The organism is Paenibacillus ihuae (assembly GCF_001368795.1).
In the GTDB taxonomy this organism is placed as follows: Bacteria; Bacillota; Bacilli; order Paenibacillales; family Paenibacillaceae; genus Paenibacillus_AQ; species Paenibacillus_AQ ihuae.
Map to the genome: position 1 here is coordinate 1147305 of NZ_LN831198.1, position 20215 is coordinate 1167519.

Sequence of the window (20215 nt, forward strand, 5' to 3'; positions counted from 1 at the left end):
AGATACAGTAAGGAGGCGATGCTGATCACTACCAGGAGAATTGAGATAGCAGCAAAGACAAGAATTAATCTGCGTGTGCTTTTAATATCGGATAAACCTGCCACTGTCATCCTCTCCCCGCATCAAACTTTGAGAAACGTCATTGCTGTGTGCAAGAAACATGCGGTACGGATCCACTGCGGAGCTTGGCCCTTCAGGGCTAGAGGAGGGGTCATTCAAAAGTTACAGGAAAGCAAAGCTTCCGTTACTATTTACGATTCTGCCCATCTGTCTAGGAATTCCCGCTTGTACTGCTAGGGTGGAATTGTTATCTATGTCTTTGAACAGCCACGTCAACGTTCGAGGGCCGGGATGCTGCGATTTCCGGTATTCCGGGTCAGCATACGAGGCAGAAGGAGGATGTAGACATATCTTACAACATACCTGAAATTATGTATTAAACCCTGCAAATTATTTATATTCCAGCCCTTAAGTCCTATTACCCAACTTTTCTGTGAACGATACCCCAGACGGCATATAAAAAAATCCGCAAATCTCCAGATTGGAGAATTGCGGATTTCCATTACAATGATCGGATTCGTTATTCGCTCCTGAGCGCGTAAATGGGGCGCATTCTAGCCGCTTTGTTTGCAGGAATCATCCCGAAGACTACACCGATGATTAAAGAGAACGAAAAGGAGATCAGGACCATATTCCAGGATGTTGCCACATTCATTGTGGTGTAATTTCCGACGGCCCAGCTGGCTCCGAGGCCTAAGCCAACACCGATTAGACCGCCAACACCGCTTAGAACGACAGACTCGATCATAAACTGCATCAGAATGTTCATTTTCTTAGCCCCGATTGCTTTGCGGATCCCGATTTCTCTTGTCCGCTCATTCACGGAGACAATCATAATGTTCATGATGCCTATGCCGCCGACAAACAGGGAAATACCGGCGATTCCACCTAGTGCCAGTGAAAGCGTATTGCTGGTCTCATTCACCGTCTCAAGCATTTCCTGGGAATCAAAAACGGAATACGAATTTTCTGCACCGCTGAACTTGGCATCCAGGGCCGACTCCAGCTTTGTTTTGACATCCTTAACATTGTCATTGGAGGTCGTAGTGATCGTAATGGATCGAACCCCTTTACTCTGCAGGAAACGTTCAGCCGTAGAGATCGGAATCAGGATCTTCTCATCACTGGAGCCGCCGCTGGTGCTTCCTTTGCTCTCCAGTAATCCAACAATTTTGTAGCTTGCTCCGTTAAGCTGAACTTTTTCACCGACAGGGCTATCTGTACCAAACAGATCCTCAGCGGTGTCCGTACCAATCAGGGCGACCTTCTGACGGTACTCAGTATCAATATCCAGCAGGAAACGTCCGGACTGTACATGGAAATCCTGAACCTCCTCATACGCAGGAATGATTCCTTCGACGGATACAGAAACATTCTCAGTCCCATGCTTGGCAGTGACATTGCCGCTGATTACAGGAGAGACGTTCTCAACGCCTTCGATATCGCCAAGCGCCGACGCTTCTTCAAACGTCAGAGAGGTTGTCGCTCCGCGCCCCATAATGTTAACGGTCAATTGGTTGGTACCCAGTGAACTTAACGATTCCGTAATTTGTGAAGTGGTTCCTTGGCCCACAGAGACGAGTGCAATGACAGAAGAAACACCGATAATGATCCCGAGCATGGTCAGGAAAGCTCTGATTTTACTGCTGAGTATGCTCTTAAAGGCCATTTTCATGCTTTGATATAGCATCATTATCTGGCAATCCTCCGATCCTCGACAAGACTTCCATCCTGAATGCGTATAATCCGTTTCGCTTGTTCAGCAATTTCAAGATCATGCGTGATCAGAATAATGGTATGTCCCTGTTCGTTCAGTTCCTTGATCATCTGCAGGACTTCTTTCCCGGTTTTGGAGTCAAGGGCGCCGGTAGGTTCATCAGCCAGCAGGATCGGGGGTGTGCCGGCAAGGGCCCGGGCGATGGCTACACGCTGCTGCTGGCCCCCCGACAGCTCCGCTGGACGGTGATCTATTCTTTCTTCAAGGCCGACCCTGATCAGTGCATTGCGGGCAATTTCTCTGCGTTCCCGGTGGGAAACCCCCCGGTAGATCAGGGGGAGCTCCACATTCTCTACCGCAGAAAGCTTTGGCAGCAGATTGAAGTTCTGAAAGATGAAGCCGATTTTTTCATTGCGGATCTGTGCCAGCTTGTTGTCGGACAATTTCCGGATTTCCTGACCGTCCAGATAATAGTCCCCTCCGTTAGCTATATCAAGACATCCGAGCATGTTCATCAGTGTGGATTTACCGGAGCCGGAGGGACCGATAATGGCCACGAACTCCCCATGCTCAATCGTAAAGCTAAGGCCTTTGAGAATGGTCATTGTCTCTCCGGCCATTACATAGCTGTGAATCATATTCTCAACTTGTATCAGCGGCTGAGGCTTGCTGCTCATTGGCGCCCACCGCCTGTGCCGCCACCGGAAGGCGGTCCGCCTGTAAAGCCGCCGCCGGTGCTGAAACCGCCGGTGCTAAAGCCGCCCATACCGCCCATCTGGTTCATCTGGGTCTGAGCGGAAGAGGAGGAGCCTGTACTGATCACAGTCGGAATGATAACTTCATCACCTTCGGAAAGTCCGCTGACAATTTCGATATTGCTCTCATCATGGATACCGACAGTGACTTCTACTCTCTTCTGGCCGGATACTGTGCTGGTGCCGCTTCGGCCCCCTCCCGGGAACCCGCCGCCAGGCGCGCCACTCGGGAAGGAGCCGCCTCTGGCCACGCCGCTGCGGCCCTGCCAGCCGGTAGAACCGCCGCCCTGAGCCTGTCCGGCTGCGGCATCGCTTGGAGCCTCACCGGTAGTAGTTTTTCCCGCTGCGGCTTCACCGCTTGGGGCTTCACCGCCCGGAGCCTGCCCGCCTGCAGGAGCTTGAGCTGCTTCGCTATCTGTGCCAGTTGCACTGGTGTCTTCTGCGGTTGAAGGCACGTTAACATAGTGTTTTCCATTGATTTCAGAAACAGCTTCAATGGGTACGGTCAACACATCGTTTTTCTTTTCAATGGTAATAGCAACCTCTGCAGACATTCCGACCAGTACGCCTGTTGAATCATTCAGACCTACAGTTACATCAAAGAGGGAGACACCGTTGGAGGAAGTTCCTTCTTTGGCGATATCGATAACCTTACCCTCAAATTCCTGATCTTCAAGGGCGTCCAGCGTAATTGCAGCGGTCTGCTCAAGCTTGATATTCGGGATATCCAGCTCATCTACTTGAACAGTTACGCTCAGGTTCACATAATCGGTCATTGTAAACAGCTCGGAGCCGTTTTGCGCCTGTTCGCCGTCAGTGATATTTACGGCTGTAATTGTACCATCGATCGGGGCGGTTAACGGATCGGGAGGCAGCATATCCTCTTCAATCGTAGCAATGGAATCCTGCTGGTCGGCTATATCGCTTTTCGCTTTTTCAATCGCTGTTTTTGCCGATGCCAGCTCATCTTCTGTAGCATTGTTCATAGCCAGGGTTTTGTAATTCTCCTGTTTATCTTCCAGGGAGGTCTTCAAAGAGGCCAGTGTTTTCTCGGCTTCTTTCATCTTGTCGCTTAAATCGTTCGGCACAAAGGTAATCAGCACATCACCTTTTTTGACAACATCGCCTTTGGCGACCATTACCTGATCGACTTCTCCGGCCTCTTTGGTACGGATACTTTCAGAATGAATGGCTGAGACGGAGCCTGAGCCCGAAACACTATTTAGAATATTGCCCTTTGCAACAACCGCTGTGTTCAGCGGGGCCGCACTAGCCTCCTTGCTGCTGTCCGGCCACAGCATATAAGTCAAGATACCTGCAACTGCCAAGACAACGATACTTGAAGAGATAATTACTGTTTTCTTCTTTTTCATTCCGATCCTCCATCTTGCTCAATATTAAGACTTGATTTAACCTCAAAAGTTAAGATGCGCTGTCTGTTGCGGTATCGCTGCTGTCTGTTTCTGTATCAGTATCTTTGTCCTCTGTTGAGGCGGCCGGCTTAGTGACGGTAATGTAATAGATCTGACTGCCCAGCTCCATCCGCTGGCCCTGGAATTCATCGTAGAGCATCAGGCTGTAGCTTCCGCCACCCAGGGTTTGGAACAGGGAGCTTGCGATCGTCGTTGAGTACTGGCCGTTGCTTCCGACAACCAGGTCGCTGCCAAGCGTCAGTGTTTTTTCATAGAATTGGCCAAAAGGATCAACGAAGCGCAGAACCAGCTTATGGCCGTAAGTGCCGGTCTGATAAGTAGAATCCTGAGTCAGGCTATAATTAAATGACAGTGTAAGATTGCTGCTGCCTGCGACCATGCTGCCTGCTGAGCTGTTAACCGCAAGGAAGTAAGGGAACATGGAAACTCCGCTTGCCAGATTGGTCTGAGCGGTTACGGTTTTGACATTCAAGGACAGGGCGTTCGTATTCACATATCCGGTTGCTGCCGTTCCGGCTGTAGTCAGCTTGCCGCCTGCCACCCCCTGTCCGATGTACAGCTGAAGAGCGGAGGTATCCACCGTGGATGGAATATTCGCCCAGAAGGTGACCAGTGTTTTGCCCGATGCGCCGGTCGGCAGTTCCGACTGGTTGACGGTGGCTTCAAAAGACTGTCCATCCGCGGTTCTGAATATTGCATACAGCCTGGTCAGATTCGTCTGGCGGGTTTCTGTGCTGTTCATTTCCACTTCACTGTATACGGTCTTGGAGCTGCTGCCGGTATACACGGTGGTTTGACGTTCCTGGATGCTTGCTTTTTTGCCGGTTGTCGTGATATTGATGGCTGAGCCTGCCGCAAGCGGGAGAAGGCTCGTTACAGCTCCGTCGGTTGTACTTAAGGAGAGGAATTGTCCGGATGGTTCCTGCAGAAGAATTTTCGTCTGGCTGTAATCCAAAGTGTACGGTACATGGGCCAGCACAGTGACCTGTGCACTTTCTCCGGGAGCAAGGATGGAGACGTCATTGTCGACCACGGCCTGTGAAGAGGAAGTAAGGTCGTTGAGATCCGCCTTCAAAATACCCGTCAGCTTAGGCAGGGTGATCGTTTTGGATGTGCTGTTTCGGATGCTGAGTTTAGCCTGCACCAAGTCCTCATCGCCCCATGGCAGACGCTGCAGAGACTGCAGCGAGACGGCGAAAGTGCCGTAATTATTAGTTACGCTGCTCTCAGAAGCCACATGAGTATTGCCCTCCAGCTTGTAAGGGATTTTGAAATAGGCTACCGGGAGAACAATTTTGCTGGAATCCTCACTGCCGGCTGGAGGAATGACCTGAAGCTGCAGGTTATCCTGGGCTAGCTCAAGCGGTATGCTGGTGCTGAGTTCAATCAGCTTCTCTTCGAGCGGCTTCAGCGTAAGGCCGTTAAAAGCTGTTGTAGTAATCGGGAAGGAATAACCCTCGGCAGATTTGACAGAAAGCTCGTAGACCGGCAAGGTCACTGCCTTGCTGCCCGTGTTTTTTACCCGGAACTGGTAAGTCCAGATTCCATTCTCATTCTCTGCATAGACAGCCGAGGATTTCAGCTGCATGTCAACCACATTGCTGTCGATGGAGACCTTCTTGATGGCACCGGCAGCAACTGTGAAGTCAGCCGTAACAGCTGCAGTCAGCGCATAGGAAACGACCGGAAGATTGAGCTTGAGGCCTTCGTCCGTCTTGGCAATCTGCAAGGTCATCTTGGTAACGTTCATATAGGCAGGGATTTCCGTCATGAAATACAGCGTCTTTTTCTCCTGCGGCTGAATTTTATATTCTGAGCTGCTCTCATCTAGTAGCAGTGTAAACACCGAACCTCCCGAGGATTTCAGATACATGCTGTAGCCCGGATCGGTAAGCACCTTAGTACCCAGATTCGTAAGGCTGAGCCCTACTTTGGCATAGACCTTGCCGTTATATTTGTAAATTTGCAGCGAATTGGCCTGGCTTGTCACAGGAACGCTGTTCAGTTCGATCTTTTTGCTCTCACCCTGAAGCGCAGACAGTGAATAATTAGCTGGAACTGTGAAGGTCCCGATGCGTTGTTCATAGTTGGCGCTGCTAAAATTCCAGCCGTACATGCTGATTTTGAGCCCTTTTACCGTAGCAGCTTTTCCGATATTAACGTAGTATGTAATACTCTTTGTTTCTTTGCCGGCGATTTTTTTGACCGCACTGTCTGCGGAGACGGGAGTCCCCTTGATTATGCTCCCTCCGGATGTAACCACTTTGGAGAAATAATCGACCAGATTAGCACTGGTGCTTGAGGTATTGGTGTAAGTAAGGGTATAGGTTAGAATGTTTCCGCTGTCCTGGGCGAATACCCCGAGATCGCTGAGCTTCACGCTGAGTGATGCCCCGAGATTCATGGAGCCGAGCTTGTCTAGTGTTGAGATTTCCGTGGCGTAGGCCGCGGCAGCGGCAGCAGTTCCCCCCGATGCAGCCGCACAGGCCGCAGTTCCGGCATATCCCGGGATCTGACTTACGGCAAATGTGCTGAGTAGTAACAGAACATAAGCCTTACTTCGTTTGTGCATGAATTTCCCTCCCTGTTTAAAAAACTCTGCTATCCAAAATCCATCCGGAAAATAAGATAGCCAGGCCTTCCTAATAAGGAAAAATATCAAGCGCCGCTGAACGTTAGCTGAAAAAAACTCTGTAAAACCAGGCTGAATCTTAAAGGAAGATTAAAAACAGATAAAATTAGCCTAAAATCGGATCCGCTTGTCAAACAGGCGTTTTCTGCGTATAATGTGAAGACATATCTTCTGAAACTAATGATGTAAGATATTGAGTTCTCATGATCCGAAATGCAGTGATGGAGACGAGTACGCAGTGCCTGGCTTACAGGGAGGAGACGCCGGAGATTGAGAGCGTTTCTAAGAGAGCAGAGCTGCCGAAGTTCACTCCGGAGCAGTTCCCTGAATGTTTACTTAAGTAGGGGAAACCGGCCGCAGACCGTTATTTCTGTTAAAGTGAGACATGTCTTTACCGTACCGAAAGAGGGAATACCACTCTTAAGGGATCCGGTACAGCCTGTCTAACAAGGGTGGTACCACGGTCTTTTCGTCCCTTACCGGGAGGAAAGGCCTTTTTTTGTTGTACACTACGAAGATTGAAGGGGGCAGTGCATGCCATGAAAGAAAAGCTGGAAGCATTGAAGGTCGAGGCCTTGGCTAAGCTGCAGGAGGTTACCGATCCGCAGGTTCTGAATGATTTACGCGTGAAATACCTGGGCAAAAAAGGCGAGCTGACTGAGGTTCTGCGTGGAATGGGAGGACTCAGCGCAGAGGAGCGCCCGGTGATCGGCCAGGTAGCGAATCTGGTGCGCAGCGCCATTGAAGAGATTATCAGCACGAAGCAGGAGGTTTTCCAGCAGCAGGAGACACTGGGCCGTCTGCAGGCGGAGAAAGTGGACGTTACACTGCCGGGACGCAGTTTGCCCCAGGGCGGGATTCATCCCCTAAACCGGGTTGTGCAGGAGATCGAGGATATCTTCATCGGTATGGGCTACAAGGTCGCTGAGGGACCAGAGGTAGAGACGGATTATTATAACTTTGAGGCACTCAATCTGCCGAAGGACCATCCGGCGCGCGACATGCAGGATTCCTTCTACTTAACAGATGATCTGCTAATGCGCACCCAAACCTCTCCGGTACAGGTACGTACGATGCAGGCGATGAACGGAGAAGTTCCGGTCAAAATCATCTGTCCGGGCAAAGTCTACCGCCGCGATGATGATGATGCGACCCACTCCTTCCAGTTCCATCAGATTGAAGGCCTGGTCATTGGCAGCAATATCCGTATGAGTGATCTCAAGGGCACACTGAACCAGTTCGTCAAAGAAATGTTCGGACCAAGTACGGGCATCCGTCTTCGTCCCAGCTTCTTCCCGTTCACAGAGCCGAGCGTTGAGGTGGATGTCAGCTGCTTCAAATGCGGCGGCGACGGCTGCCGTCTGTGCAAGCAGAGCGGCTGGCTGGAAATTCTCGGCGCAGGCATGGTGCATCCGAATGTACTGAGAATGGGCGGCTATGATCCTGAGAAATACAGCGGCTTTGCCTTCGGTATGGGCGTGGAGCGGATCGCGATGCTGAAATACGGAATCGACGATATCCGTTATTTCTACACCAACGATATGGGCTTTGTGAAGCAGTTCAAGGGGATTTAGATTTTTGGCGGGTTAGCGGGCTGGTGTTGAAGGATTCCGGAAGGCACACGGAGTGCCGATTTAACTTTTATGATTTTTACTGTATAGGAATGACCGGAGGGGAATTTTGGAACTGTAGGAGCGCCAGCGTCCGCCTTTGTCTTCGGATTTCTACCGCTTATAGTGGGTATTAATCAAGAAATCGGAAGACAACAGCGGCCGGAAGTCCAAACATTCCCTGCAGGGAAGGCTGATAGACAGAATTATTTTTAAAAGTGAAATTTGCACGGTAGAATTCCATATCCTTCGGGCAGCAAGCAAAACCGGCAGGTAGATAAATACATCTGAAACAAAAGGAAGTGAGCGGACATGAAAGTATCAACCGGATGGCTGACCGATTATATATCTTTAGAGGGAGTAACCGCTGAAGAGCTGGCGGACAAAATCACCACCGCAGGCATCGAGATCGATGGTGTCGAGCGCCGCAACAAAGGACTGTCCGGGATTGTAACCGGATATGTGAAATCGAAAGAAAAACACCCGGATGCCGACAAGCTGAACGTGTGTATCGTAGATGCCGGACAAGGCGAAGACCTGCAGATCGTCTGCGGAGCGAAGAACGTGGCTGCGGGCCAGAAGGTTCCAGTTGCGCTGGTTGGAGCTAAGCTTCCGGGTCTGGAGATCAAGAAAGCCAAGCTGCGCGGCGTTTTATCGCAGGGCATGATCTGTTCGGCCAAGGAGCTGGGTCTGAACGACAAACTGCTGCCGAAAGAACTCCAGGAAGGTATCCTCGTATTGCCTGAGAACACAGAAGTGGGCCAGGATATCACGAAGGTGCTGGGACTGAATGATGAGATCCTGGAGTTTGACCTGACACCTAACCGTTCCGACTGTCTCAGCATGATCGGTGCGGCTTATGAAGTCAGTGCGATTCTGGGACGCGACCTCAATCTGCCTGACCCGGCTGCGGAACTGGTAGAGGCCGGCGGAACCGCTGCTGACTCGATTTCGGTTAAGATTGAAGATGAAGCCTTCTGCAGCCATTATGCAGTGCGCTATATCTCGGGAGTCAAGCCTGCTCCGTCACCGCTCTGGATTCAGAACCGTCTGATGGCCGCAGGTGTGCGTCCGATCAATAATATCGTGGATATCACCAACTATGTAATGCTTGAATACGGCCAGCCGCTGCATGCGTTTGACGGTGATCAAGTGGAAGGCGGCGTGCTGGGTGTACGCTTTGCCTGTGAAGGCGAAGTGCTGACTACCCTTGACGGCCAGGAGCGCAAGCTGGAGCAGCAAATGCTTGTCATTGCTGACGGCGTGAAGGCTGTGGGCTTGGCGGGAGTTATGGGCGGACTCGCTACCGAAGTAACGGGAGAAGCCGTCAATATCGTACTCGAATCGGCCAAATTTGATGGCGGCACCGTCCGCAAGACTTCGCGCCAGCTGGGCCTGCGTTCCGAAGCTTCGCTGCGGTTCGAGAAGCAGGTGGACCCGAAGGCAGTGATTCCGGCACTCAACCGTGCTGCTGCCCTGATTGCCCGCTATGCCGGCGGTTCCGTACATGAAGGTATTGTGCAGGCAGGCAGCGATGCGGTTCCGGATAAGATTCTGACTTTGTCGCTTGAGAAGCTGAACAACTACCTCGGTACGGAGCTGTCGCTTCTGGAGGTGAAAACCTTGTTCGGACGCCTCCGATTCAAATGCGGGGATGCGGCACAAGGCATTGTAGAGGTGCAGGTACCATCCCGTCGAGGGGATATCAGCTATGATGTAGACCTGATTGAAGAGATCGCCCGCCTGTACGGGTACGACAACATTCCGACAACATTGATTGAAGGCGTTACGACTCCTGGGGCATTGACCAGAAAACAATCCGTGCGCCGTGAACTGCGCCGGATGCTCGCGCTTGGCGGCTATCAGGAAGTGATGGGCTATTCCTTCATTCAGCCGGAGCAGAGCAAGCTGTTCCCTGCGTTCTCGGAAGGCAGCCTGCCTGTGAAGCTGGCTATGCCGATGAGCGAAGAACGCAGTGTACTGCGCACCAGCCTGCTGCCGCAGCTGCTGGATATTGCCCTGTATAATACGAACCGCCGGCAGAGTGATCTGGCCCTGTTCGAGATCGGTAATGTATTCTTCACCGATGAAGACCAGCTTACCCGCCAGCCCCGGGAGCTTCCGGTACTCGGACTGCTGCTGAGCGGAAGCCGTACCGCCAAGCAGTGGAACATGACTGCGGAGCCTGTGGACTTCTTCGATCTCAAAGGCGCACTGGAAAGTGTATTTGCCTACCTGGGACTAACCGGACGTGTGGTCTATGAAGGTGATGCGCCTCAAGACTATCACCCGGGCCGTTCCGCTTCCATCTATCTGGTGGAAGAAGATGGCCGTACAAAAATCGGGACGATGGGCCAGCTTCATCCGGAGCTTCAGCACAAGCTGGATCTGGAGGATACTTATGTAGCTGAGCTGCTGCTGCAGCCGTTGTATGACAGTGCCCGGATCAGCCTGCAGTACAGTGAGCTGCAGCGCTTCCCGGGAATGGAACGGGACATCGCTGTGGTCGTAGATTCTGCCGTTCCTGCGGGGAATCTGCTGACTTCGATCCGTGAAAACGGGGGGACGCTGCTGCAGAATGTGCAGGTATTCGACGTCTATACCGGCGGTAAGATGGAAAGCGGGAAGAAAAGCGTGGCCATCTCGCTGCTGTACCGCCATACGGAACATACACTGACCGATGAAGAAGTCTCAGAAGTGCATGAAAAGGTAGTTGCTGCACTTCAGCAAACTTTTGGTGCAGAATTAAGAAAGTAGCAGGAATTGTGCAAAGCCGCAGCGAATCCATTTAGAAACCGATTCGCTGCGGCTTTCCTTTTGGGGAAAAGTGCGGGGCTTCCGGTTGAATCGATGGAATGATATCGTTTGTTTTGCCAAATGTTCAGGAATCACGCTACAATAGAAGCAGAGCAAACAGCTTAGAATCCGCACACATACAAAGGAGGGCACAACTGTGGCTATGGACCGGACCCGTGTCGCCGTGGAGATATATGGAACTTCCTATAAATTAGTCGGAAGCAGCACTGAATATATGAAGCAAGTTGCCCGTTATGTGGACGAGCATATGCATGCCATTTCAAAATCTCATTCCAGACTGGATACACCGCGGATTGCGGTGCTTGCAGCCGTACATATGGCGGAGCAGGCTATTCAGGTTCAGGATTTTAAGAACGAGTTAAATATGCTGACCGGCGAGCGTACGGAATTACGCGTGGAGGTATCACGCCTGCTTGAAGTGCAGCGTGAGCGGCAGGAAGAATATGAACGGCTAAGCGAATCAGCCAAAGCGGAAGCAGCAAGGCTGCTGGCTCAGGCCGAAGAGGAACGCAAGCGTCATTTGGATATTCAGGAGCAGGAGCGCAAAGCTCACGCCGCCCAGCTGCAGGAAGCAGAGCAGGCAGCTGCTGCTGCGCGGGAGAAGCTTGCTGAAGAGCTGCAGGCCCGCGAGGCGGAGCTGCAGGCACTACGGGCTGGCTATGAGCAGGAGCAGGCTTCAGGCCGTGAAAGCCACAGGCAGGAGCTGGCAGCGATTGAAGCGGCCCGTCTGCAGCAGCTGGAGGAACTGAAAGCTGCGCATGCGCAGGAGGTGGAGAATCTCCGCGCATCGCTGCTGCGGGAGAAAACGGAAACGTTATCTCAGCTTGAGCAGGAACTGGTGCAGACCCGGGAAGCACTCGGAAACGAAGTGGTGGAGATTCGGACCACGCTCAGCAAGGAGCTTGCAGAGACGAAGGCTGCGCTTGATAAAGAGTTAAGCGCAGAACGGGAAGCGCTGCAGAAGGAGCAGGCCAAGACCAAGGAGCTCCGGCAGTCCCAGGGCACGCAGGAGCACCGGCATAAGCAGCAGCTCCAGGAACTGGAGAAGCAGCTTGCCGAGCTGCGCGGCGGTACAGGGCAGCTGCAGTCGCGGCTGCGTGCGGCCGAAGCGGGCCTTAAGGGTGAGCGCGATGCCCGGCTGACGCTTCTGTCGCAGTATGAAGCGGTGCTGGGCCGTGAGGAGCAGCTTACAGAGGAACTGCGCGCTGCTGGCGAGCAGGGAACACTTTTGAATGAGCAGCTGGAAGAACTCCGCCAGCGTTACGATGAGGCACAGAGCGATGCCGCCGGCCTTAGAGATGCACTGCAGGAATCATCTGAACGGCTGAGCCTCACCGGGGAAGAGCTGAACGCGGCCAATGAGCTGAGTGAGCTGCTGAGCGGCGAGCTGGAAGAGCTGCGTCAGCGCTACGAGCTGACCCTGAGCGAGACAGCCGAACTCCGCAGGCTGGTGCAGGACAAGGAAGCGCTGATCAGCCAGCTGCAAGGCGAGCTGCAGACGGCTACCGAACTGGGAACGCTGCTCCAGGAAGAGCTGGAGGAGCTGCGTCAACGTCTGGAGCAGTCCCAGGCGGAAGCTTCCGCGCTGCGCGGAGGACTTGAAGAAGCGAGATCCGGTTTGAGCCGTGTGCAGGATGAGCTTACACGCAAGGAAGATGAAGCCCGGAACTGGCAGGAGCTTGCGGACAAGCATATGGAAGATATCAGCGAACTGGAAATGAATCTGCTGGAAGCTGAAGATAAATCTTCTTCGCTGCAGCGCGAGATCGAAACCCTGCGCGGACAGGCAGATGGCATGGTGCAGCAGTTGGACCGCTCAGCTTCCCTGCGAGCAGAAGCTGAGCTGGAATGCGTTGCACAGCGTGAAGAGTCGGCTGAAGCCCGGAAGGAGCTGGCTGCCCTGCGCGGCCGGTACGAGGACTTGATCGCACAATATGATGAGCTTCTGCAGGAGAGTGAACAGCTGCAGGAACGATACACACTGCTGGAGGCTGAAGGCGAGGAGGCGGCGCGGCGTCTTGAAGAGCTGTACGAGGCTGCCCGTGAAGCTGCGGCAACAGCGGAAGAGCAACGGGAAGCGATCCGGGAAGCGCGCGAGGTCGAGGCATCCTGGAAGCACCGGTACGACGAGCTGCAGCGGCGTGAGGCCCAGTGGAACGAGACGGAGGCTGCTCTGCGCGAGGAGATTGAAATCTGGCAGCAGGAAGCCGGAGAAGCAGAGGCGCAGGCTGAGTCTGCAAATCGGGCACACAGCGAAGTGCAGCAGCAGCTTGGCGAGATTGGAGAAAACTACGAGCTGGCTCAGGGCCAGCTGCGTCTGATACAAGCCCAATTCGAGCTGCGGCAGGGCGAGCTGGATAAGCTGGCTCAGGAACATCGCAATCTTCAGGCGGAATATGCCAAGCTGCAGAGTGAATATAATGAATGGATTCAACTCATCGAACAGGATAGTTGAATGACGGATGCAGTACAGAAACGGGTGCTTCCCTCTAGGGGCGGCATCCGTTTTTGATGTAAGAGGAAAATTATCATTGCAACCGTTTTCAACCCTTGTTAGGATGTTGAATGAGGTGAATAACAATGGATAAGAAGTGGCTTGGTGTTGTCGTTGCCCTATTCCTGCTGCTGGCGTATTTTTTTATCGGCTTCGCAGGCCATTCCTCCCGCATGGGGAGTATTGTCAGGGAGCTTAGCGGGCAACCCGGTGATGTGAATCCCGGCTACCATATTGTACTGATTGAACAGGAACGGTATCACCCCTATTGGGAAATGGTCGAGAAGGGTGCTAAGGAAGCCGCAGAGACATACGGGATAGACATTGAGTTCACCGGTCCGGTCCGCAATAACATGGAGGAGCAGATCAGCCTGCTGGAAAAAGCAATTGCCGCGCAGGTGGATGCGATTATTGTACAAGGTCTGAATGATGAGAAATTCACGCCAGTGATCGATAAAGCCGTGAACCGCGGCATCCCGGTAATCACAATCGATACCGATGCTCCTGCCAGCAAACGCCTGGCCTATGTGGGAACCGACAATGCGGCAGCAGGTGAGATACTGGGACGTATGGTTGTGAAAGCAAGCGGAGGCAAAGGGAAAATCGGGGTGATCATTGGCAGCAATCTGGCCAAAAATCAGCTGCAGCGTCTGAATGGCTTAAGCCATGTTGTAAAGCAATACAGCAGTCTGGAGATTGTGGATGTCCGGAGCTCTAATATATCCCATATGGAGGCGATTCAGCAGGCGGCAGAGATGCTGCAGCTGCATCCGGAGATCGATGTGATGGTCGGCACTAGTTCAACGGATGCGCTGGGGATTCTTCAGGTCTCCAAAAGACTGAAGAGGGATCCTATGACAATCATAGGTTTTGACAATCAGGCGGATACACTGGCCGCTATCAGTAGAGGAGACATCAAGGCTACTGTGGCGCAGCAGCCCTTTTTGATGGGAGAAATGGCTGTAAAGCTGCTGAATGAGCATTTTCAGGGGAGCGCGCTGCAGTCAGAATATTTCACCGAGGTTAAGGTGCTGGACAGAAGTAATGTTCAGGAGGGGGAGAGCCTGTGAGTATCCGGCGAAAGCTGCTGATTTGCATTCCCCTGCTTGTACTGCTGATGAGCTCTGTTTCCTTTGTCTTATTTGAGAGCGGGAAAAATGTGCAGGAAAGCTATCACCTGATGATAAACCGGATTTTATTGTATAAGGAAGTGTCCTCCGAGGTCGGGGAGAATATGCGTTCCTTGAACCGCTTCATCATGCAGGTGGATGCTGACAGCTATCCCGAGGTAGACAAGCATTTGAGCGCTGTGCAGGAGCTGCGGAAGAAGCTCGATGGGGTAGAGACGATCGGAGGAAGCGAACTCCCGCTGATGAATTACCGCCACATCATTGATACATTTCTGGAGCAGGCCGGGCAGATGATTGACGAGATTGACGATCAGGACTCCAAAACGCTGGCCGTTGCTTATATTGAGGCGGAGCAGACAGAAGGATTCATCCGTGAGGAAGCGCAGGAACTGGTTGACCTTGAACTGGAGCAGTATAAGCCGATTTATGAGGAGATTATGTCCACAACGGGCAGGTTGAACCAGCTGGGGATTCTGTTGGTGATTACGGCAGCGGTGCTCAGCATCTCAATGGCCATCTGGCTGTCCAGCAGCATTACGGGACCGATCCGCCGCCTGGTAGCGACGGCCAAGCAGATCTCAAAGGGCCGGATGGACACCAAGGCGCCGGAGAGTATCAACAACGATGAGATCAGTATTTTATGCCGGGCCTTTAATGGAATGATCGATAATATCCAGCAGCTGATGGAGGAGAATATCAAGAGCGTCGAGAAGGACCGCCTGGTCAAGGAGCTGGAACTGAAAATGCTGCAGAGCCAGATCAATCCCCATTTCCTGTTCAATACGCTGAATTCCATCGCCAAGCTCGCGTATCTGGAAGGAGCGGCTAAAACAAGCGATCTGACCGTATCCGTATCGCGTCTGCTCCGGTACAACCTTCAGAAGCTGGACCAGGCGGTACCTCTGCGTGAGGAAGTGGAGCATGTTACGGAATATATCAATATTCAGAAGGCGCGTTTCCGTGACCGGATTACCTTTGTGATGGATATTGACGAACAGGCATTAGGCGGAATGATTCCCTGTCTGACCCTGCAGCCCATTTTCGAGAATGCCTTTGTGCACGGATTGGAGGAAATGGAGGAAGGGGCTGTATTGTCGTTGTCTATCCGATATGACAGCGGACTTATGGAAATAGGAATCAGCGACAATGGTGCAGGAATGAATCCTGAGACCGTGGCAAGGCTGATGGGCTCAATCCGGGAGGAGGCTCCGCGTTTCAGCGGAAAGGGCCAGTCTACCGGGCTTGGTACACATAATGTGTTTAAACGGCTTCATTTATTTTTTGACGGGGAACAGCAGATTGAGATCTACAGCAGCGAAGGAGCAGGGACAGCTGTACTGTTCAGGCTGCCTTGCCGGCCATCGGCTTAGACTTAGGAATGACGAAAGGAGACTAACCATGTACAGTTTGCTGATTGCCGATGATGAGGCGCTGGAACGGGAAGGACTGGAGCTGATGATTAGGCATCTTTTTCCGGATACCTTTGAGTTTCTGCATGCAGAGAACGGGCGGAGAGCGATACAGCTCGCGGAGGAGCATCGGCCGGATATTGTCTTCATGGATATCAAAATGCCGGGCATACAGGGATTAGAGGCGGTACGGCAAATACTCCACAAGCTCCCTTCAGCCAAAATTGTGATGATTACCGCCCATGATTATTTCTCCTATGCCAAGGAAGGGCTGCTGCTGGGAGTGAAGGATTATTTGCTCAAACCAGCCAGACGCGAGGAGGTGGCGGATGTGCTGAAGCAGCTGATAGCCGAGATTCAGGAGGAGAAGCATCGCAGGCATGAGCAGCTTGAGCAGCAGGAAAGACTTGCCCATCTGCTGCCGTTAGCTGAAAATGAGCTGACTCTCATGCTTATGCTGGAATATGTGCAGGAGATTGAGCTAGAACAGCTGGCCGGACTCCTGAAGCTGGAATGGAGCAAGGGCTATGCGATGGTACTCTCGTTTCCCCGGCAGGCGAGTGGAGAATGGACCGATTTCCAGCTGGTGAAGCGGGAAATCTATGAGGCGGTCAAACAACTGGTGAAGTCTGGTCTGGGCTGTCTGGCCGGTCCTTTAATCGGATATCAGATGGCCTTGTTTATCCCCTTGCCGCCGGGCCGGACCGGATACTCCCAGCGGGTTCTTTCCCTTGATTGGGGAGAACGGCTCCGAAGCCTCGCAGAACAGCGTTTTGGACTGCCGTTAAATGTCGGCATCGGCTCTATCAGGGAAGGCTGGGACGGACTCAGCCGTTCCTACCGGGAGGCAGTACGTGTCTGCGCCGACAACAATGACCATTTCAGTGTGCGCCATTATGATGATATCACCCAAAGCTCGGGTCAGACCGCTATATCTTTGGACGAGGAGAATAAGTTGATTGAGGCTCTGCTGCGGAGGGATAAGCAGGAGGCTATTGAGCGCTTTGTCAGGCTGTATAAAACCTTCGGAGAGGCGGTGGAACAGCCTTTTTCAACGTTTAGGGGAGAGGTTATCGGTCTGCTGCTGTTTCTGGCCAGGGCGGTTCAATCCAAGGCCGGAGCTGGAATCATTGCCGATTTGAACGCTGTGGAGGACCCTCAGTCCCTGAAGCAAGGGGCAGAGCATTGGCTGGAAATGCTGATTGACAGCTTGAATGAAGAACGGGAGTCCAGCCGTTCCCATGTGCATCAGCGGGCCCTGCTCTATATCAACCAGAATTATAAAGAGGACATTTCGATGGAGCAGGCGGCCGAGTATGTGAATCTGAGCCCGCATTATTTCAGCAAATTGTTCAGGCAGCAAGCCGGTGAAACCTTTATCGACTATCTGACACGGCTTAGGATTAATGAGGCGAAGCGCTTGATAGCCGGGGAGGAGCTGAGCCTCAAGGGAATCTGCTATGAGGTAGGGTATAAGGACCCGAATTATTTCAGCCGTGTGTTTAAAAAAGCAGTCGGTATTACACCAAGCGAATTCAGGCAGCAGTTCGGGAAACAAAATCCTTGCTAACACGGCAAGGATTTTTTTGTGCTGTATCCCCGTTTTTTCCTATGAAAAGAGGCCGGAAGAAACTCATTACAGCTAAGGATAACGGAATGCAGGCGGAAGGTAAAAAAGTGCTGGGAATAGGTGCATCCCCTCCGGAAAATCCATGCTACTATTTTATTTGTAAGCGTAAACAAAAGTCGAGTCAAGAAGAGGGGCGAAGAATAAGTGGGAAAATACGGAAGAATAGTTTCAGCAGGCTTGACTGCTATCATGCTGGCAGCTTCCCTGTCAGGCTGCGGATTGGTCTCAAACGGAGATAATCAGCAAGCGGAGAAAACAGCCGGGGCGAAGGACGGGGATAAGATTGTCATCGGCATGTCGATGGATACGCTGAAAGAAGAGCGCTGGCAGAAGGACCGGGATATTTTCACCAAGAAAGTAGAGGAGCTCGGTGGAGAAGTGAAGGTGCTGGCTGCCAACGGAGATGATGCGACCCAATTAAGCCAAGCTGAACAGCTGATTTCTCAAGGCGTGGATGTGCTTGTGGTCATTGCCCACAACGCCGAAGCCACGGCTCCCATTGTAGAGAAGGCCCATAAAGAAGGCATAAAGGTGATCGCTTATGACCGTTTGATCAATAATTCCGAAGTTGATTACTATATTTCCTTTGATAATGTGCGTGTTGGAGAATTTCAGGCCCAGGCCGTGATCGACCAGGCGCCTAAAGGAAATATAGTCTATATCGGGGGGGCGGATACCGACAATAATGCCCACATGTTCAAAGAAGGCGCTATGAACATTCTGAAGCCGCTGGAAGAAAAGGGCGATATTAAAATCGTTTATGACCAGTTCTCCAAGGACTGGAAGCCGGAAGAGGCCCTGAAAAATATGGAAAATGCGCTGACTGCGAACAATAATGACGTTCAAGGTGTAGTTGCCGCCAATGACGGAACGGCCGGGGGTTCGATCCAGGCGCTGACCGCACAGGGAATGGCCGGTAAAATCCCGGTTTCCGGGCAGGACGCCGATCTTGCCGCTGTGCAGCGTATTGCCGAAGGGACACAGCTGATGACCGTCTACAAGCCAATCAACGCCATCGCGACTAAGGCTGCTGAAATGGCGGTTGCAGCCGCCAAGGGGGAGAGTATTTCGACAGAAAAATCAGTTAACAACGGTAAAATTGATGTTCCCTCCATACTTCTGGATCCGATTGCTGTCAACAAAGACAATTTGGACGTGCTGATTAAGGACGGCTTCCACACGCTTGAGGAAGTATACAAAAATGTGCCTAAGGACCAGTGGCCTAAACAATAAGACAGCCCTTTGCGGCACAGCGATGCGGAGCCCTAACATGCTCCGCATCGCTGCTGCTTAAGGACCGGAAGGAGGAACGGCAATCATGTATGTACTCGAAATGGCTGACATCAGCAAGGAATTTCCCGGAGTTAAAGCACTGGACCATGTGAACTTCAAGGTGAAGCAGGGAGAAATCCATGCACTTTGCGGTGAGAACGGCGCAGGTAAATCTACGCTGATGAAGGTTCTGAGCGGATTGTATCCGGCGGGATCTTACGGTGGAGAAATCATTATAAGCGGCGAGAAGAAGGAATTTCATAAAATCACGGATGCCGAGAAGGCCGGCATTGCTATCATTCATCAGGAACTGGCGCTCGTCAAGGAGATGACTATAGGAGAGAATATTTTCCTGGGGGCTGAGCCGACTAAGCGTGGAGCGATCCAGTGGGATGAGCTGTACCATCAGGCTTCAGTTTGGCTGAAGAGAGTGGGACTCCATCATTCGCCGGATACGAAGATCGGAAATTTAGGAATTGGCCAGCAGCAGCTGGTGGAAATTGCGAAGGCGCTCTCCAAGCACACCAAGATTCTGATTCTGGATGAGCCTACGGCAGCCTTGACGGAGAGCGAGGTGTCGATCCTGATGGGTATTCTCAACCAATTACGGAGTGAGGGGGTAACATGCGTCTATATCTCCCACAAGATGCCAGAGGTGTTTGCTTTGGCGGACTCCATCACAGTGCTGCGCGACGGCCGGACCGTGGCCACGCTTGATCGAAATGAAACAGATGACGACAAGGTTGTCTCCCTGATGGTTGGCAGAGAACTGACAGAACGTTATCCGCGGGTAGAACATACACCCGGTGAAGCGGTGCTCGAGGTTCGGAATTATAATGTATGGCATCCTGAAAAAAAACATCACAGGGTACTTCGCGATATTGATTTTACACTCCGTAAAGGGGAAATCCTCGGGATAGCCGGACTGATGGGGGCGGGACGCACAGAATTAGTCAGCAGCCTGTTCGGGGCTTACGGAGGCAGAGCCGAGGGAAACGTGCAGATTGAAGGGAAGACCGTACGAATCCGCTCGATTGCAGAAGCCATCAAGGCGGGTATTGCCCTGGTCAGCGAAGACCGCAAGCGCCAGGGACTCGTAATGGGGATGGATGTGAAAAGAAACACTACGCTGGCCACATTGCACAAGGTTTCTAGACTCGGAGTCGTTAATGAGAATGAAGAAATCAGATGGGCGAGCCGGTATGTGCAGGAACTGAAGACGAAAACAGCTTCACTGGAAACGCCAGTGGGGACAC

At 52.2% G+C, this 20215-nt stretch carries 12 protein-coding genes and 1 other annotated feature; of the genes, 8 read left to right on the forward strand and 4 right to left on the reverse strand.

All coding sequences use genetic code 11. The annotated features are described in order from the left end of the window. Positions 1-580 precede the first annotated feature (580 nt). The 4 genes from AQR02_RS05055 to AQR02_RS05070 are packed head-to-tail and all read right to left on the reverse strand — an operon-like array spanning position 581 to position 6537. On the reverse strand, positions 581-1753 hold the full coding sequence (locus AQR02_RS05055) for an ABC transporter permease (RefSeq protein WP_054939645.1): 1173 nt from the start codon (positions 1751-1753) through the stop codon (positions 581-583). Continuing rightward, a complete protein-coding gene (locus tag AQR02_RS05060; RefSeq protein ID WP_054939646.1) occupies positions 1753-2454 on the reverse strand; it encodes an ABC transporter ATP-binding protein in 702 nt (233 codons plus the stop codon). The genes AQR02_RS05055 and AQR02_RS05060 overlap by 1 nt, the downstream gene beginning before the upstream one ends. Continuing rightward, positions 2451-3905, reverse strand: a complete 1455-nt coding sequence (locus AQR02_RS05065; RefSeq protein ID WP_054939647.1) for an efflux RND transporter periplasmic adaptor subunit — start codon at positions 3903-3905, stop codon at positions 2451-2453. The genes AQR02_RS05060 and AQR02_RS05065 overlap by 4 nt, the downstream gene beginning before the upstream one ends. 49 nt (positions 3906-3954) lie before the next feature. Next, a complete protein-coding gene (locus tag AQR02_RS05070) occupies positions 3955-6537 on the reverse strand; it encodes a hypothetical protein (protein WP_054939648.1) in 2583 nt (860 codons plus the stop codon). 269 nt (positions 6538-6806) lie between these two features. Continuing rightward, positions 6807-7077, forward strand: a binding site (T-box leader). A gap of 59 nt (positions 7078-7136) precedes the next feature. Here AQR02_RS05070 and pheS point away from each other — a divergent pair. From pheS to AQR02_RS05110, 8 genes are all read left to right on the forward strand, one after another. After that, positions 7137-8171, forward strand: coding sequence for a phenylalanine--tRNA ligase subunit alpha (gene pheS / locus AQR02_RS05075; protein WP_054939649.1), 1035 nt, complete (start codon positions 7137-7139; stop codon positions 8169-8171). 348 nt (positions 8172-8519) lie between these two features. Then, the gene (gene pheT / locus AQR02_RS05080; protein WP_054939650.1) at positions 8520-10964 is read left to right on the forward strand and encodes a phenylalanine--tRNA ligase subunit beta; all 2445 of its coding nucleotides are present in this window, start codon (positions 8520-8522) and stop codon (positions 10962-10964) included. A gap of 202 nt (positions 10965-11166) precedes the next feature. Then, positions 11167-13479, forward strand: a complete 2313-nt coding sequence (gene zapA, locus AQR02_RS05085) for a cell division protein ZapA (protein ID WP_425339996.1) — start codon at positions 11167-11169, stop codon at positions 13477-13479. Between the two features lie 125 nt (positions 13480-13604). Then, positions 13605-14588 carry a sugar-binding protein gene (locus AQR02_RS05090; protein WP_054939652.1) on the forward strand — a complete coding sequence of 328 codons (984 nt, stop codon included), beginning with the start codon at positions 13605-13607 and terminating at the stop codon, positions 14586-14588. Further along, complete coding sequence (locus AQR02_RS05095) at positions 14585-16018, forward strand: sensor histidine kinase (protein ID WP_054939653.1); 1434 nt, start codon at positions 14585-14587, stop codon at positions 16016-16018. Before AQR02_RS05090 ends, AQR02_RS05095 begins: the two co-directional genes overlap by 4 nt. Positions 16019-16046: 28 nt before the next feature. Beyond that, the gene (locus AQR02_RS05100; protein ID WP_054939654.1) at positions 16047-17627 is read left to right on the forward strand and encodes a helix-turn-helix domain-containing protein; all 1581 of its coding nucleotides are present in this window, start codon (positions 16047-16049) and stop codon (positions 17625-17627) included. A gap of 249 nt (positions 17628-17876) precedes the next feature. Next, positions 17877-18920 (forward strand): D-xylose ABC transporter substrate-binding protein, encoded by a 1044-nt coding sequence (gene xylF / locus AQR02_RS05105; protein WP_054941995.1) that lies wholly within the window; start codon positions 17877-17879, stop codon positions 18918-18920. Positions 18921-19005: 85 nt separating this feature from the next. Beyond that, positions 19006-20215, forward strand: a 1210-nt coding sequence (locus AQR02_RS05110; protein ID WP_245237136.1) for an ATP-binding cassette domain-containing protein, incomplete at its 3' end; no start/stop codon positions are given.